5 protein-coding genes and 1 riboswitch are annotated in these 15,630 nt (G+C 65.6%); of the genes, 2 read left to right on the forward strand and 3 right to left on the reverse strand.

Features of this window, described 5'->3' with window-relative positions; translation table 11 throughout:
• Nucleotides 1-5: 5 nt before the first annotated feature.
• Together shn_RS19530 and shn_RS19535 are read right to left on the reverse strand one after the other, a co-directional pair.
• Nucleotides 6-1,175 (reverse strand): OpgC family protein, encoded by a 1,170-nt coding sequence (locus tag shn_RS19530; protein ID WP_084438180.1) that lies wholly within the window; start codon nt 1,173-1,175, stop codon nt 6-8.
• Nucleotides 1,176-1,200: 25 nt separating this feature from the next.
• Nucleotides 1,201-9,699 (reverse strand): GH36-type glycosyl hydrolase domain-containing protein, encoded by an 8,499-nt coding sequence (locus tag shn_RS19535; RefSeq protein ID WP_064332708.1) that lies wholly within the window; start codon nt 9,697-9,699, stop codon nt 1,201-1,203.
• A 419-nt stretch (nt 9,700-10,118) separates the two neighbouring features.
• A riboswitch (cobalamin riboswitch) is annotated at nt 10,119-10,336 on the forward strand.
• Nucleotides 10,337-10,437: 101 nt separating this feature from the next.
• Between shn_RS19535 and shn_RS19540 the strand changes: the two genes are divergently transcribed.
• Both shn_RS19540 and metH read left to right on the forward strand, forming a co-directional pair.
• Nucleotides 10,438-10,653 carry a hypothetical protein gene (locus shn_RS19540; RefSeq protein ID WP_064331903.1) on the forward strand — a complete coding sequence of 72 codons (216 nt, stop codon included), beginning with the start codon at nt 10,438-10,440 and terminating at the stop codon, nt 10,651-10,653.
• Nucleotides 10,654-10,736: 83 nt separating this feature from the next.
• Nucleotides 10,737-14,528: a methionine synthase gene (gene metH / locus shn_RS19545; RefSeq protein WP_064331904.1), complete on the forward strand. Its 3,792-nt coding sequence runs from the start codon at nt 10,737-10,739 to the stop codon at nt 14,526-14,528.
• A gap of 6 nt (nt 14,529-14,534) precedes the next feature.
• Here the strand turns inward: metH and shn_RS19550 are convergent, their stop codons facing one another.
• A complete protein-coding gene (locus shn_RS19550; protein ID WP_064331905.1) occupies nt 14,535-15,569 on the reverse strand; it encodes a YeiH family protein in 1,035 nt (344 codons plus the stop codon).
• Between the last annotated feature and the right edge of the window lie 61 nt (nt 15,570-15,630).

Raw genomic sequence — 15,630 nt, forward strand, 5'->3', positions numbered from 1 at the left:
CGTCGTCACCGCGGAGCATCGCTCCCCTTGACCGGCAGGGCCCCAAGGCCCTGCCGTCTTGCATTCTGGGCGATGACGGCGGCCTGCCAGTCGAGGTAGCGTGCATAGGCGAAGTGCAGCACGATGCCGAGCAAGACATAGAGCGTGCCGATAAGGGGGTTCTTGCCCGTAACGAACATCATCACCTGCCCCGCCATGGCGAGGATCGTGCCGAAGATGAAGACGGCGAGCGAATGCCGCCCGATCGCGACGAGCGGGTGGGAGAGCGGCAGCGCGGCCCAGTTCGAGAGGACCGGGATCGTCGCCACGAGATAGGCCCCCGCCAGCACATGCAGGAGCCGGGTCGTCGAGAGGAACGTCTTGTCGAAGCCCGTCAGCACCGCCGGCAGGCCGTAGGAGAAGTCGATGCTCCACCAGGAGAACACGACCCAGAGCATCGTGACGACGAGATAGGCCGCCGAAAGCGCGAGCAGGACCGGATTGCGCGCGATCCCCTTTTTCCTCGCCCGCAGCACGCCGACGAAGCCGATGACGAACAGGAACTGCCAGGACAGCGGATTGAGGAACCAGTAGCCGTCGTCCAGGAAGTTCGACGGCGCGATGTGCCAGACGCCCGCGCAGAGCCAGAGCGTGCCGGACACGGCGAGCAGCAGCATGGCGCTGCGCCGGTAGAGCCAGAGAAAGCCGGGCAGCATCAGGAAGACGACGGCATACATGGACAGGATGTTGTTGTAGCCGAACTGATGGCCGAGCAGCACCATGCTGACGACGCCCTGTTCCGTACGGTCGACGACAGCGCGCAGGTTGATCTCCGAGAGCAGATCCGGCCGGTCGAACCACAGTGCCCCGCCGGCAAAGATCGCGAAGGTGACGATGCTCGTCATGATATGGGCGACATAGAGCGTGAGAGCCCGGCGCAGGATGCGCAGCGTCACGGCAAGGCGTTCGCCGATGGCGAAGCGCGATCCGTAGGCGAGCCCCACGGACATGCCGGAAATCAGCACGAAGGCTTCCGCCGAATCGGAAAAGCCGAAATTCTTGTGCGTCAGGTGTTCCAGATACTGGCCGGGAACGTGGTTGACGAAGATCGTCAGGAGGGCAAGGGCCCGGAAGACGTCGAGGCGTGTGTCGCGTTGCCGCGGCACGGCGCCTGTCGGTCCAAATTTGTCTGTCATGATGCTCTGATCCACATGGCGTGGATCAGAGCAAATAGCCCTCGTTTGAAGATTTGATGACAGAGCCGTTCACACATGTCTGCCATCCACCGTCGCCGGCCCGCTCGACGCGGATCGACAGTTTCCTGCCGTCGAGATCGAGCGTCGCTTCGTAGCCGCTCCATGCCGCCGGCAGCGCCGGATTGACGAAGAGGCGGCCGCCTTCCTTTCGGATGCCGAGAATGCCTTCCACCGCCGCGCGGTAGAGCCAGCCGGCCGAGCCCGTATACCAGGACCAGCCGCCGCGCCCCGTGCGCTCGCCCTCGCCATAGACATCTGCGGCGACGACATAGGGTTCCACGCGGTAGAGTTCGGCCGCGTCCGGGCTCAATGCATGGTTGACGGGGTTGAGGATGCTGAAGCAGGTCCAGGCATCCTCCGCCCGGCCGAGGCGGGCGAGCGCCAGCACGACCCAGGTCGCTGCATGGGTATATTGCCCGCCGTTCTCCCGCACGCCCGGCGGATAGGCTTTTATATAGCCGGGGTCCTGCGGCGTCTCGACGAAGGGCGGGGTGAACAGACGGATGACGCCGTTCTCCCGGTCGACGAGGTTGTCCATGACCGCATCCATCGCCTGGCGCGACCGCTCCGCATCGCCGATGCCGGACAGCACGCTCCAGCTCTGCGCGATCGAATCGATCCGGCATTCGGCGTTTTCCGCCGAACCAAGCGGCGTGCCGTCGTCGAACGTGCCGCGGCGATAGTAGCCGCCGTCCCAGCCCGCCGTTTCCAGCGCCACCTTGAGGCGGCCGAGATGTTCCTGCCAGAGGTCGGCGCGGGGATGATCGCCGCGCTCGCGGGCAACGGGGATGAAGCCGGAGAGCGTGCCCGCCAGGAACCAGCCGAGCCAGACGCTCGTGCCCCGGCCCGCCTCGCCGACACGGTTCATGCCGTCGTTCCAGTCGCCGCCGAGGATGAGCGGCAGGCCGTTCTCCCCGGTGCGGCGGAGCGCAAGATCGAGCGCGCGGGCGCAATGCTCGTAGAGCGATGCTTCCTGCGCGGAGCGCTCCGGCGTGTAGAAGGCGTCGTGCTGCCCCTCGGCGAGCGGCGCGCCTTCGATGAAGGCGAGCGTTTCATCGAGGATCGCCCGGTCGCCGGTGGTGCGGCAATAATAGTCCACCGCATGGGCGAGCCACACCACATCGTCGGAGATCAGTGTACGCACGCCGGCCCCGCTGTCGGGCAACCACCAATGCTGCACGTCGCCCTCGACGAACTGGCGCGAGGCCGCATTGAGGATCTGCCCCCGGGCAAGCTCCGGACGATGCAGGATGAAGGCGAGCGTATCCTGCAACTGGTCGCGGAAGCCAAAGGCCCCGCTCGCCTGGTAGAAGGCCGAACGCGCCTGGATGCGGCAGCCCAGCGCCTGATAGGGCAGCCAGTCGTTGACCATGCGGTCGAGCGCGGCATCCGGCGTCTTGACCTGCAACGTGCCGGTAAAATCGCTCCAATAGGCACGGACGGCGGCCATGACGGCGTCGAAATCGGCTTGGCGGCTCTTTTCGGCGAGCGTCCGGGCGCTCTCCGTATCGGCCGTATCGCCGAGCACGAAGAGGAGTTCCCGCTTTTCGCCCGGCTTCAGGACGATCTCGACGGCGAGGGCCGCGCAGGGATCGCCGATGCCCTCGGCCGAGCCCGAAAGCGCCTGCCCAGCCGCAACGGCGGCCGGCAGCACGATATCGCCGCCGCGGCCGATGAATTCGCGGCGCCTGGCGGTAAAGCCCGCCACCGGCGCGTCGACGGCGAAGAAGCTGGTCCGGCCGGAAAAGTCGAAGCTGTAGGGATTGGTGGCGAAGAGCGCACCGCTCTCCTCGTCATGGCTGGTCAAAACGAAGGGCGCGGTTTTCGCCGGATTGTTGCCGAGCACCCATTCGACATAGCCGTAGACCGTCAGGCTGCGTTCCGTCTCGCCGGTGTTTTTCAGGACGAGACGGGAATATTTGACCGGCTCTTCCGGGTCGACCGTCTGCACGAGGTCGAGCTCGATACCGTCCTCCCAGCTACGGAAGGCGGAATAGCCGAGGCCGTGCCAGGCCTCGAACTTGACCGACTTCTTGCGCGAGAGGGCGGCGAAGGGCGCGATGACGGCGCCGCTCTCGCGATCCCGCACGTAAAACGCTTCGCCCGGCCGGTTGATGACCGGATCGTTCGTCCAGTGCGTCAGCTGGAAATCGCGCGAATTGCGGCTCCAGGTGTAGCTTGCGCCTTCCGCCGAGACGTGGAAGCCGAAATGCGGGTTGGCGATGACGTTGATCCACGGCTGGGGCGTCGCCTCGCCGCCGCGAAGCCGCACGGCATATTCCCGGCGCTCCTCGTTGAAACCGCCGAAACCGTTCCAGAAGGTGAGACCCTTGCCGTCGATCTCCACCGGTTCGCCAACGAGAGCAGGCAGTTTCGGCGCGGGCGCCGGCGTCGTCTCGGTCTTTGCCTCCTCCTCCCCGCGGGGCGTTGCGAAGAGGGAGACCGTACGGGCGATCTGGTCGGAGAGCGTGCCGTTGCGGGCGTGGAAGACCGCGCGGGCCGTCGCCAGCAACGCCTGCCAGGTGGTGACGTCCATCAGGTCGCGGCGCACCGTGAAGACATGCTGGCGCGCGCCGTCGGACTGGCTGCGGATGCGCAGGTTCTCGCACATATGGTCGAGCGTGTGCTGCATGTCCTGCGCATAGGAGGCGGCGCGCTCGTTGAGGATGACGAGATCGGCGATGACGCCGCGATGGCGCAGGTAATCCTGCGCGCGCAACGCCTCGCGGGCGACTTCCACGTCGATCTCGTCGTTGATGCGCAGCACGAAGATCGGGAAATCGCCCGAGATCGCCAGCGGCCAGAGCGCCGACTGGGCGGTGAGGCCGTTCTCGATCGTGCCGGTGTCGGCGCGCAGGTGCATGTCCGGATAGGTGAGGTAGCGGCCGAGCATCTGGAAGCTCGCCGCCTCCTGCGAGGTGACGCCGACATGGCGCATATGCACCTGCGAGCGCGTCCAGGCATGGATCATCTCGTGGTTGAAGCTGTCCGGGTGGCGGTAGCGGTCGATGGCGGCGTCCAGCTCCGCACGGCTCGGCGCGGCAATGGTCCAGAAGATGACCTTGACCTTCTTGCCCGCCGGCACGCGCACGACGCGGCGCAGCGCCATGACCGGATCGAGCGTGAAGCCGTCCGTGCCGGAAAGCTGCGCGCCCGGATCGAAGGCGGCGGCATTGGTCAGCGCGCGGCCGCGGCCGATGAAGCGGCGACGGTCCGTCTCGACCTCGGTGCGGCGCGAAGGCCCGGCATTGTCCACGATGAGGTGGGCGATCGCCATGTCCGGCTCGTTCGGATTGCGCTTCTGCCGCTCGGCGCGGATGACGTCGCCGCGCTTGCCGATCTCCGTCCGGATGAACATCTTCGAGAACATCGGGTGGGCATTGTCGGCCTCGTCCGTCGAGATGACGGGCTCCATATAGGAGGTCACCTCGATGAAGCGGTCTTCCGGCCCTGTGTTGAGCAGCGTCAGGCGGCGGCCTTCCGCATCGTGCTCGGTGGCGACGATGCATTCGACCTCGCTGGTCAGCGTGCCGACGGTCTTGATGAATTCCGCCTTGTCGTCGCCGAACTGGGTCTTCGTCACCTCGCCTTCCGCACGCTTCGGCTCGGCGGTAGCGGACCACCAGTCGTTCGTCGCCGTATCGCGCAGGAAGATGAAGGAGCCCCAGCGGTCTTCCGTCGGATCGGGCTTCCAGCGCGTGACGGACTGGCCGTTCCAGCGCGAATAGCCGGCACCGGTCGCCGTCAGCATCACGGCATAGTGGCCGTTCGACAGGAAGACCGTCTCGCGCTCCTTCAAGAAGGGTTCCTTGATGATGCGGATTTCCGGGCGCAGCAGGTCGGCCTGGGTGCTGCCGACGGTCTCCGGCTCACGCTTGGCGTTGATGACCGGAATGTCGCGCGGCGCCTTCTCCTGCAGGAGCAGCTCGGCCGCCTCGATGACAGGATCGGCGTGGAACCGCTCGCGCAGCGCACCGTTGAAGACGACGTTGGCGACCGCGGCGATCGACATGCCGTGATGGTGCGCCATGTAGTTGCGCACCACGGCGCAGGTCTTGCCCTCCGGCACGCGGGTCGGCGTGAAGTCCACGGCATCGTGGAAGCCGTAGACGCCGAGCGCGCCAAGTTTTCTCAGACGTTCGAGGTTTTCCAGCGCCGCCTTGGGCGCATATTGCGTCGCCAGCAGCGAGGCATAGGGCGCGATGACGGCATTCTGGCCGAGACCACGTTTCAGGCCGAGCGTCGGCACGCCGAAATTGGTGTACTGATAGGTCAGCTCGTGGTCGCGGGCGTTGAAGGCCGCTTCCGAAATGCCCCAGGGCGTGCCGAGGCGGCGTCCGTGGTTCATCTGCTCGACGACGACGAGGTTGTTGGTCTGGTTCAGGATGCCGCCCTGGCGCTCCTGCATGACGAGCGGCGGCATCAGGTATTCGAACATCGAGCCGGACCAGGAGACCAGCGCGCCGCGCGAGCCGACCGGCACGACCGGGCGACCGAGCTTGTACCAGTGTTCTGTCGGAAGGTCGCCCTTGGCGATGGCGAAAAGGCTCGTCAGGCGCGCTTCCGAAGCGAGCAGGTCGTAGCAGGCCTCGTCCAGTTCATTGGTCTCGACGCGGTAGCCGATCGAGAGCAGGCGGCGTTCCGGGCGGAAGAGGAAGCCGAAATCCATCGAGAAGGCGATGTCGCGCGCGCGGTCGCGCAGCACGACGAGGCGCTCGCGCAGGCCCTCGATGCTGCCGAGGTCGAAGACGCTGTCGGCGATATGCGCCTCGCAGGTCGCAACCAGCGCGCCGGCCCATCTGGCGAGCTCCCCGCTTTCGGCCGACTTGATCTCGTGGTCGAGGTTGACGATCAGCTTGTTGACGTCGCGCGCCAGCACCGCGAGGTTAATGACGCGGATGGAGGCGAATTCGTGCTCGCGCTTGACGGCGGCGAGCGCATTGTGGAAGCCGGCGATGCGCTCCTCGATGAGGCGGCGCAGGGGGCGCACGGTCTTGCGGTCGTCGGGAAGCTGCTTCAGCGTCTCGGAAAGGATCGAGGCGACGTCGCCGATGCCGTCGAGGCTGCCCTGGAGATGGGCCGAGGGGGCTTCCGCCCATTCGCGACACATGGAGGAGACGGCGATGAGATGGCCGGCAAGGTTGCCGCTGTCGACCGCCGAGACATAGCGCGGGCCCAGCGTTTCCAGCGTATTGGTGCGATACCAGTTGTAGAGGTGGCCGCGATATTTCGGCATGCCGTCGATGGTGGCGATGGTCTGTTCGAGGCGGCGGACCGTCTCCTCGAAGCTGATCCAGCCGAAATCACGGGCGGAAATCACCGAAAGCAGGTAGACGCCGATATTGGTCGGCGAGGTGCGCTCGGCGAGCACCGGCTGCGGCGTTTCCTGGAAATTGTCCGGCGGCAGGTAATGCTGCTCGGCGGTGACGAAGGTTTCGAAATAGCGCCAGGTGCGGCGCGCGATCTTGCGCAGTTCCGTCGCGACATGGTCGGAGACGACGAGCTGGTCCTCGGTCTCGGCCGTCTGGCTGACATACCAGGCAATGGCCGGCGAGAGCGCCCAGACGAGGGCGAAGGGGATTCCGATGAAAGGCAAGCCCGTCTTCGAGACCATGGCGAGCGCCACGGAGAGCGCGGCGAGCGCCGGGGCCTGCCACATCGATTTGTAATGGGCGAGAATGCCGCCGCGCGCGGCGCTGTCGGCCTGCGCGGCCGTGCGCCATTCCAGCATCAGCTTGCGGCTGACAATGGTGCGGTAGAGCGAGCGGACGATCGCATCGGCCATCAGGGCCGCCGAATGGGCGATGAAGGCGATGCGCAGCGCGACCTGGGCATTGGCCGCGCGGATATCCGAGATGACCCGGTGCACATGGGCGCGCGCGACAATGTCGTTGCGGCGGGGCATGATGCCGGAAATCAGCGAGAGCGTCGGGGCGACGAAGAGCAGGAAGATCAGCACGAGCTGCCAGATCAGCGCCTGGCGCGGCTCCATGTAGTACCAGCCCATGACGGAGGCGACGAGCCAGCCGACGGGGATGAGGCTGCGGCGCAGGTTGTCGTACATCTTCCAGCGGCCGAGCATGGAAATGCCGCTCGACGGGCCGAAGATATAGGGGATGAGCTGCCAGTCGCCGCGCGCCCAGCGATGCTGGCGCGAGGTTTCGGTGCCGTAGCGCGTCGGGAAGTCCTCGACCAGCTCGACATCCGTCACCAGCGCGCAATGGGCGAGCGAGCCTTCGAGCAGGTCGTGGCTGAGGACGGAATTCTCCTCGATCCGGCCCTTCACCGCCGTCTCGAAGGCATCGACATGGTAGAGGCCCTTGCCGGTGAACGTGCCTTCCCCGACGAAATCCTGGTAGACGTCGGAGACCGTGAAGACATAGGGGTCGATGCCGCGGTCGGCGGAGAAGATGCGCTGGAAGGTCGAGGCTTCCTTGCCCGTCGTCAGCGAGGGGGTGACGCGCGGCTGCAGGATGCTGTAGCCGGCTATGACCTCGCCCTTTTCCGCGTCGATCACCGGGCGGTTGATCGGGTGGTGCAGCTTGCCGACGAGCTTCGTCACCGCATCGCGCATCAGGCGTGTGTCGGAATCGAGCGTCATGACGTATTTCACGTCCGCCGGCACGATGTTGGCGCCCGGCAGGAAGGTGGTGTCGCCGTCGCCGCGCAAGAGCAGATTCAGCTCGTGCAGCTTGCCGCGCTTGCGCTCCCAGCCCATCCAGCAGCCTTCGGAGGGATTGTAGAGGCGGCGGCGGTGTAGCAGGTAGAAACGCGTCCGGCCGTCATAGGCGTAGCGCGCGGAGAGTGTCGCGATCTCGCGCTTGGCGTAGTCGAGCACGTCGAGGTCGGCCGGAGATTCCTCCACCTGGCTGTCGGCCCAGTCGCTGAGCAGCGCGAAATAGATCTCGCCGCGCGGATTGGCGAGGTAGTGCACTTCGAGATTGCGCACCAATTCGTCGACGTGGTCGCGCTTGGAGATCAGACAGGGCACGACGACGAGCGTGCGCGCATCCTCGGGAATGCCATCCTTGAACTCGTAGCCGACGAGGCGCGAGGGCGTGACGAAGAAGGTGACGAGCGTGTTGAACAGGCCCGTCGCCCCCTCCGAAGCGGGCAGGGCGAAAAGCACCAGCATGATCAGCCAGGCGCCATCCGGGATATCGAGCTGGTCGAGGAAATAATAGACCGCGATCATCGCCAGGAGCGTCAGCAGGATGTTCGGGCCGGCGATGGCGAACCAGTCGAGCTTGCGGCCGAAGCGCACGATGCGCTGGACGATCGACGGGCGGTAGCCGATGCGCTTTTCGAGCAGCTTGCGCTTCTTGCCGACGAGGAAGGCCGCGACATTGGCCTCGTAGTCGGGGTCTTCCGCGTGGGCGGCAGCATCTTCCGCCGTCATCGCCAGCGCCGTCTCGGTCACCTCCAGCTCGGTCTTGCCGGAGCGGCGGGCGAAACGCTCGATCGTGTTGCGGTACTTGTTGCGCGAGCCGAAATCGAGGTCGCTGTAGTCGGACCCCTGGCGCAGCGCCTCGTCGAGGCGGCTGACGCTCTCGAACCAGACGGGCCATTCCGTGTCGTCCACCGCACGCAGGCTCTTGATGAGCGAGCTCATCGTCACATTGCCGGAGGACAGGCGGTTGTTCTCCGCGACGATCAGCTCTTCGAGGTCGCTGCCGCGGCTCTCGATCTTGCGTTCCAGCCACTGGATCACCGCGCCGGAGGCCGTCAGGCCATCGCGCAGGCGATAGAGGAGCTGGATCACGAAGGTGTTGTCGTCGATGAAGCTCTCCAGCGACTGGAGATGCGCGATGGACTTTTCCGGATCGTTGAGGCGGATCAGCTCATCGGCCACCTCGTTGGCCTTGAAGCGCATTTTCCGTGAACGCTCGACGCGGCTGGAAATGCGGCGGAGGTTTTCGAGCAGTACGAAGCGGATGAAGGAGGGCAGCGCCCAGAGTTCGCCGATCTTCAGCGCGTCGACCTTCTGGAACCCCTGGACGAAGGCCGTCAGGCCCTCGTGCGAGACGCCGCTATGGGTATGCGCGACATAGAGCCAGGCGAGCGCCAGCGTGCGCGGCATCACCTGCCCTTCGACCTCGATGGTCGGAAGCTGGCGATAGAAGCGGCGCGGAAAATCGCGGCGGACCTCCTGGATCGCCTCTTCGACGACATAGTAGTTGTCGAGCAACCATTCGGCCGCCGGCGTGATCTGGGCGCCCGCCTCGACATCCTTGGCCGTCGCGCGATAGACGCGGAAGATTTCCTTCTCGTTTTCCTTGTGCCGGGCGCGGAACTCGAAGGGCTGGAAGCCGGGCAGCGGCGCGCTCTTGTCGCGCGCCAGGGCCTCACCGCATTCGGCCAGCTCTTCCAGCGTCAGATAGGTGGCGCGGATCGAATCGTTATAGTCGATCTGCTTGGCGTCAGCATCGCGCGAGGCGGCTTGCGGCGTATTGTGAAGGGGCATGTTTCTGATTCTGGATCCGGCCATGTTGAACCATCCGGCAACGGCCTTTGTGCCGAACGGTTTCTTGCGGACAGGCTTCATCTCGGTGCCGCGATCAGCCATGCGACCAAACAGCGCCCCGACGGCGCGGATGGGGTGGACATGGCTCAGGCGACACGCTGGTAGGCATCCTGGCCGCGTGGTGCATGAAAACGGCATTTTTTAGCCGTAAGGACAGAGACTTGCAACATGTCAACAGGACCGGATGGCACAGCATTGACCCTCATTTGCGGTTTTGGTGAATCGCCCGCCCCGCGTAAAGGGCGAGGGGGCGCATAGAACCGGTGGATGCGAAATGCCCGAGGTCGATAAAAGTTCCCAACGCCCTTGTCGCGCCTGTGCATGACCGATCCCGCCATTGACTTGCAGCCTCGCCCAAGCCAGTCTGCCGGCGTCAGGGTCTTCCGAGTCGATCGGCTCGGAGGCTAAGAGGGAAGCCGGTGCGATGCTCCGAAAGGAGCGCCAAGACCGGCGCTGCCCCCGCAACTGTGAACGGCGAGCTGCTGTCGCTCCAGGCCACTGGTGGATATCACCGGGAAGGCGAGACAGACGCGATGACCCGCAAGCCAGGAGACCTGCCCTGACAGTCGTAACGTCCATGGGCGGGGTGTCCCAGTGGTGCGCTTGCTTTTCGCCCTCCGGGCGAAGTTCCAGCAGCGTGCGTCCGGTCATCCCCCAATTTTCCGATTGGGGAAGAAAATGCTTGCCATCACCAATGACGGTCCTTCCGGCACCGGAAAGCCGGAATCCATCTTCATCTCCTGGCTGCTCTGGCAGCCGCGCGGCGCCGACCTTGCCGTCGAGGCGCTGAAGGAGGTGCAGAAACTTTCGCGCTACGAGAAGGTCGATCCGGATATCGCCCGCCTGAAGGCGCTTTTCGCCTCGCTGGCCGGGTCGGATCGGCTGGTGCACTGACCACAGCCGCATAAAGACATATTGACATAAAGATATCTTTATGTGATCTCCGGTGCAGGATTATTGCACCGGAGGGCTTTGCCATGGCCAAATCGCACCTGGACACCCTGTTCGGCCCCGAACTGCCGCCGCGCGACGGACGCGAGATCCTCGCCGCCCTCCAGGCCGCCGCGCGCGAGCGCATCCTCGTGCTCGACGGCGCCATGGGCACGGAAATCCAGACGCTCAAGCTGGTGGAGGAGGATTTCCGCGGCGAGCGCTTCGGCGACTGCGCCTGCCACCAGCAGGGCAACAACGATCTCCTGACGCTGACCCAGCCGGCGGCGATCGAGGACATCCACTATCGCTATGCGCTCGCCGGCGCGGACATCCTGGAAACCAACACCTTCTCCTCCACGACCATCGCCCAGGCCGACTACGGCATGGAGGACATGGTCTACGAACTCAACCGCGACGGCGCGCGCCTTGCCCGCCGCGCCGGCCTCAGGGCCGCCGAGAAGGACGGACGTCGCCGGTTCGTCGCCGGCGCGCTCGGCCCGACGAACCGCACCGCCTCCATCTCGCCGGACGTCAACAATCCCGGCTACCGCGCCGTCACCTTCGACGATCTGCGCATCGCCTATGCCGACCAGGTGCGCGGTCTCATCGACGGCGGCGCCGACATCATCCTCATCGAGACGATCTTCGACACGCTGAACGCCAAGGCGGCGATCTTCGCCACCCGCGCGGTCTTCGAGGAAAAGGGAATCGAACTGCCCGTCATGATCTCGGGCACGATCACTGACCTCTCGGGCCGCACGCTCTCCGGCCAGACGCCGGAGGCCTTCTGGAATTCGGTGCGCCACGCCGAGCCCTTCTCCATCGGCCTCAACTGCGCGCTCGGCGCCAATGCCATGCGCGCCCATCTCGCGGAGATCTCGTCCGTCGCCCAGACCTTCGTCTGCGCCTATCCCAATGCCGGCCTGCCGAACGCCTTCGGCAAATATGACGAAACACCGGAGGAAATGGCCGCCCAGATCGAGGGCTTCATGCGCGATGGCCTCGTCAACATCGTCGGCGGCTGCTGCGGCTCGACGCCGGACCATATCCGCGCCATCGCCGCGGCCGCCGCGCGCCACTCGCCACGCGAAATCCCCGACATCCCGCGCCACATGCGCCTCTCGGGCCTCGAACCCTTCACGCTGACCGAGGCCATCCCCTTCGTGAATGTCGGCGAGCGCACCAACGTCACCGGCTCGGCGAAATTCCGCAAGCTGATCACCGCGGGCGACTATGCCGCGGCGCTCGATGTCGCGCGCGACCAGGTGGCGAACGGCGCGCAGGTCATCGACATCAACATGGACGAGGGCCTGATCGATTCCACAAGGGCAATGGTGGAATATCTCAACCTCATCGCCGCCGAGCCCGACATCGCCCGCGTTCCGGTGATGATCGATTCGTCGAAATGGGAGGTGATCGAGGCGGGCCTGAAATGCGTGCAGGGCAAGCCGCTGGTCAACTCGATCTCGCTGAAGGAGGGCGAAGAAGCCTTCCTGCATCACGCCAAACTGGTGCGCGCCTATGGCGCCGCCGTCGTCGTCATGGCCTTCGACGAGAAGGGCCAGGCCGACACGAAGGCGCGCAAGGTGGAGATCTGCACCCGCGCCTACAGGCTGCTCACCGAAGTCGCCGGCCTTGCGCCTGAAGATATCGTCTTCGACCTCAACATCTTCGCCGTCGCGACGGGCATCGAGGAGCACGACAATTACGGCGTCGACTTCATCGAGGCGACGGTCGAAATCACCGCGACGCTGCCGCATGTCCATGTGTCCGGCGGCGTCTCCAACCTTTCCTTCTCCTTCCGCGGCAACGAGCCGGTGCGGGAAGCCATGCACGCCGTCTTCCTCTACCACGCCATCCAGGCGGGCATGGACATGGGCATCGTCAATGCCGGCCAGCTCGCCGTCTACGATACGATCGAGCCGGAACTGCGCGAGGCCTGCGAGGACGTGGTGCTGAACCGCGCACCGAAGGCCGGCGGCACCGCCACCGAGCGCCTGCTCGACATCGCCGAACGCTTCAAGGGCACTGCCGGCAAGGAAGCCAGGGAACGCGACCTCGCCTGGCGCGACTGGCCGGTGGAAAAACGCCTCGAACATGCCCTCGTCAACGGCATCACCGAATTCGTCGAGATCGACACGGAAGAGGCGCGGCAGAACGCCGAACGCCCGCTGCACGTCATCGAAGGCCCTCTGATGGCCGGCATGAACGTCGTGGGCGACCTCTTCGGCGCCGGAAAGATGTTCCTGCCGCAGGTCGTCAAATCCGCCCGCGTGATGAAGCAGGCCGTCGCCGTTCTGCTGCCTTACATGGAGGCCGAAAAGCTCGCCAATGGCGGCGGCAGCGAACGGCAGAGCGCGGGCAAGATCCTGATGGCGACCGTCAAGGGCGACGTGCACGACATCGGCAAGAACATCGTCGGCGTCGTGCTCGCCTGCAACAATTACGAGATCATCGACCTCGGCGTCATGGTGCCGGCGACGAAGATCCTCGAAACGGCGAAGGCCGAGAAGGTCGACATCATCGGCCTCTCCGGTCTCATCACCCCCTCGCTCGACGAGATGGTGCATGTCGCCTCGGAAATGGAGCGCGAAGGCTTCGACATCCCCCTCCTCATCGGCGGGGCGACGACGAGCCGCGTGCACACGGCGGTGAAGATCCATCCGCGCTACGACCGCGGCCAGGCGGTCTACGTCACCGACGCCAGCCGCGCCGTCGGCGTGGTCGGCTCCCTGCTGTCGGCCGAGATGAAGCCCGGCTATGTCGAGACGCTGAAGGCCGAATACCGCAAGGTCGCCGATGCACATGCGCGTAGCGAGGCGGAAAAGCAGCGCCTGCCGATCGCCAGGGCCCGCGCCAACGCGTTCAGGGCGGACTGGTCCGCCTATGAGCCGAAGCCGCCCTCCTTCCTCGGCACCCGCGTCTTCCAGGACTGGGACCTGGCGGAGCTTGCCCGCTATATCGACTGGACGCCGTTCTTCCAGACCTGGGAGCTGAAGGGCGTCTATCCGAAGATCCTCGACGACGAGAAGCAGGGGCCTGCCGCCCGCCAGCTCTTTGCCGATGCCCAGGCGATGCTGGAGAAGATCATTTCGGAAAAATGGTTCACGCCGAAGGCCATCGTCGGCTTCTGGCCGGCCGGCACGGTCGGCGATGACATCCGCCTCTTCACCGACGAGACGCGAAGCAAGGAACTTGCCACCTTCTTCACGCTGCGCCAGCAGCTTTCCAAGCGCGACGGGCGGCCGAACGTGGCGCTCTCCGATTTCGTCGCGCCCATCGACAGCGGCAAGCACGACTATCTCGGCGGCTTCGTCGTGACGGCGGGCATCGGCGAAATCGCCATCGCCGAGCGCTTCGAACGGGCGAACGACGACTACAACTCGATCCTCGTCAAGGCGCTCGCCGACCGCTTCGCCGAGGCCTTCGCCGAACGCATGCACGAATATGTGCGCAAGGAGCTCTGGGGCTATGCGGCGGAGGAGACCTTCTCGCCCACCGACCTCATCGGCGAGCCCTATGCCGGCATCCGCCCCGCGCCGGGCTATCCCGCCCAGCCGGACCATACGGAAAAGACGACGCTCTTCCGCCTGCTCGATGCCGAGAGGGAAATCGGCGTCGAACTCACCGAAAGCTATGCGATGTGGCCCGGCTCCTCCGTCTCCGGCCTCTACATCGCCTCGCCGGAAAGCTACTATTTCGGCGTTGCCAAGGTGGAGCGGGACCAGGTGGAGGACTATGCCCGCCGCAAGGGCATGGCCGTCACGGAGGTGGAGCGCTGGCTCGGCCCGGTGCTCAACTATGTGCCTGTAACCGCGCGGGAAAACGCGGCCTGAGCTTCCTCAGGCCGTCGCGAGGTTCAGAAGCACGGCCATCCCGTAGCTCACGACGACCAGCACGCCGAGCGACAGGACGACCGCGGCCGTCACCCGCGGACCTGCCCGCATCACGCGCCTGAGGTCGATGCCGAGGCCGAGGGCGGCCATGGAGAGGATCGTCAGCACGGTCGCGGCGCGCGCCATGCCTTCGGCAAGCCCCGCATCGATCACGCCGAAGCTGCGCGCGGCGAGCATGGCGAGGAAGCCGAGGATGAACCACGGCACCAGCCGGTGCAGCGCCGGGCGACGGCCGCTCTCCTTGCCCGCGGCGAGCGAGAGGAGGAAGATCACCGGCCCCAGCATCAGCACGCGCACGAGCTTGACGAAGGTGCCGATCTGGATGCTGAGCGCGGAGACCGGGGCGGTGGCCGCCAGCACCTGCGGCACCGCATAGACCGTCATGCCCGCCATCACGCCGTAGCCCGTCGCCGACAGGCCGAGCAGCGGCACCAGCACCGGCAGCAGCAGCACCGTGACCATGCCGAGAACGGCGGTGAAGGCGATGGAGGAGGCGACGTCCTCCGCATCCGCATGAATGACCGGCGCCGTCGCGGCAATCGCGGAATTGCCGCAGATCGAATTGCCGCAGGCGACCAGCAGCGCGACGGTGCGGGAAAGGCCGAGGCCGCGCCCGATGGCATAGCTTGCCAGGAGCACCACGCCCACCACCGCCGCGATCGCCCCGATCAGCGGCCAGCCCATGCCGGCGATCGCCGTGGCGCTGACGCCCGCGCCGAGAAGCACGATGGCGATCTCGAGGAAGTATTTCGCGGAGAAGGCGATGCCGGGATCGAACACAGCCGGCCGCCTCAGCAGCAGCCGACAGGCGGCGCCGAGGAGGATCGCCAGCACGAGCGCCTCGATCCACGCCCCGCCGGCAAGCCGTATTTCCAGCCGTTCGGCGAGCACTGCGAGGCCCGACACGAAGCCGGAGAGGAGCACGCCGGGCAGAAGTACGCGAATTCCAAGGATTGCTGGTTTGTTAGGTGAATTTTCCATGCGCGGACGATGCGCTTGAAAACCTATTCGATCCATCGGTAAATATCGGACATTTCATTCG

Origin of the sequence: Shinella sp. HZN7 (genome assembly GCF_001652565.1) — a bacterium.
In the GTDB taxonomy this organism is placed as follows: domain Bacteria; phylum Pseudomonadota; class Alphaproteobacteria; order Rhizobiales; family Rhizobiaceae; genus Shinella; species Shinella granuli.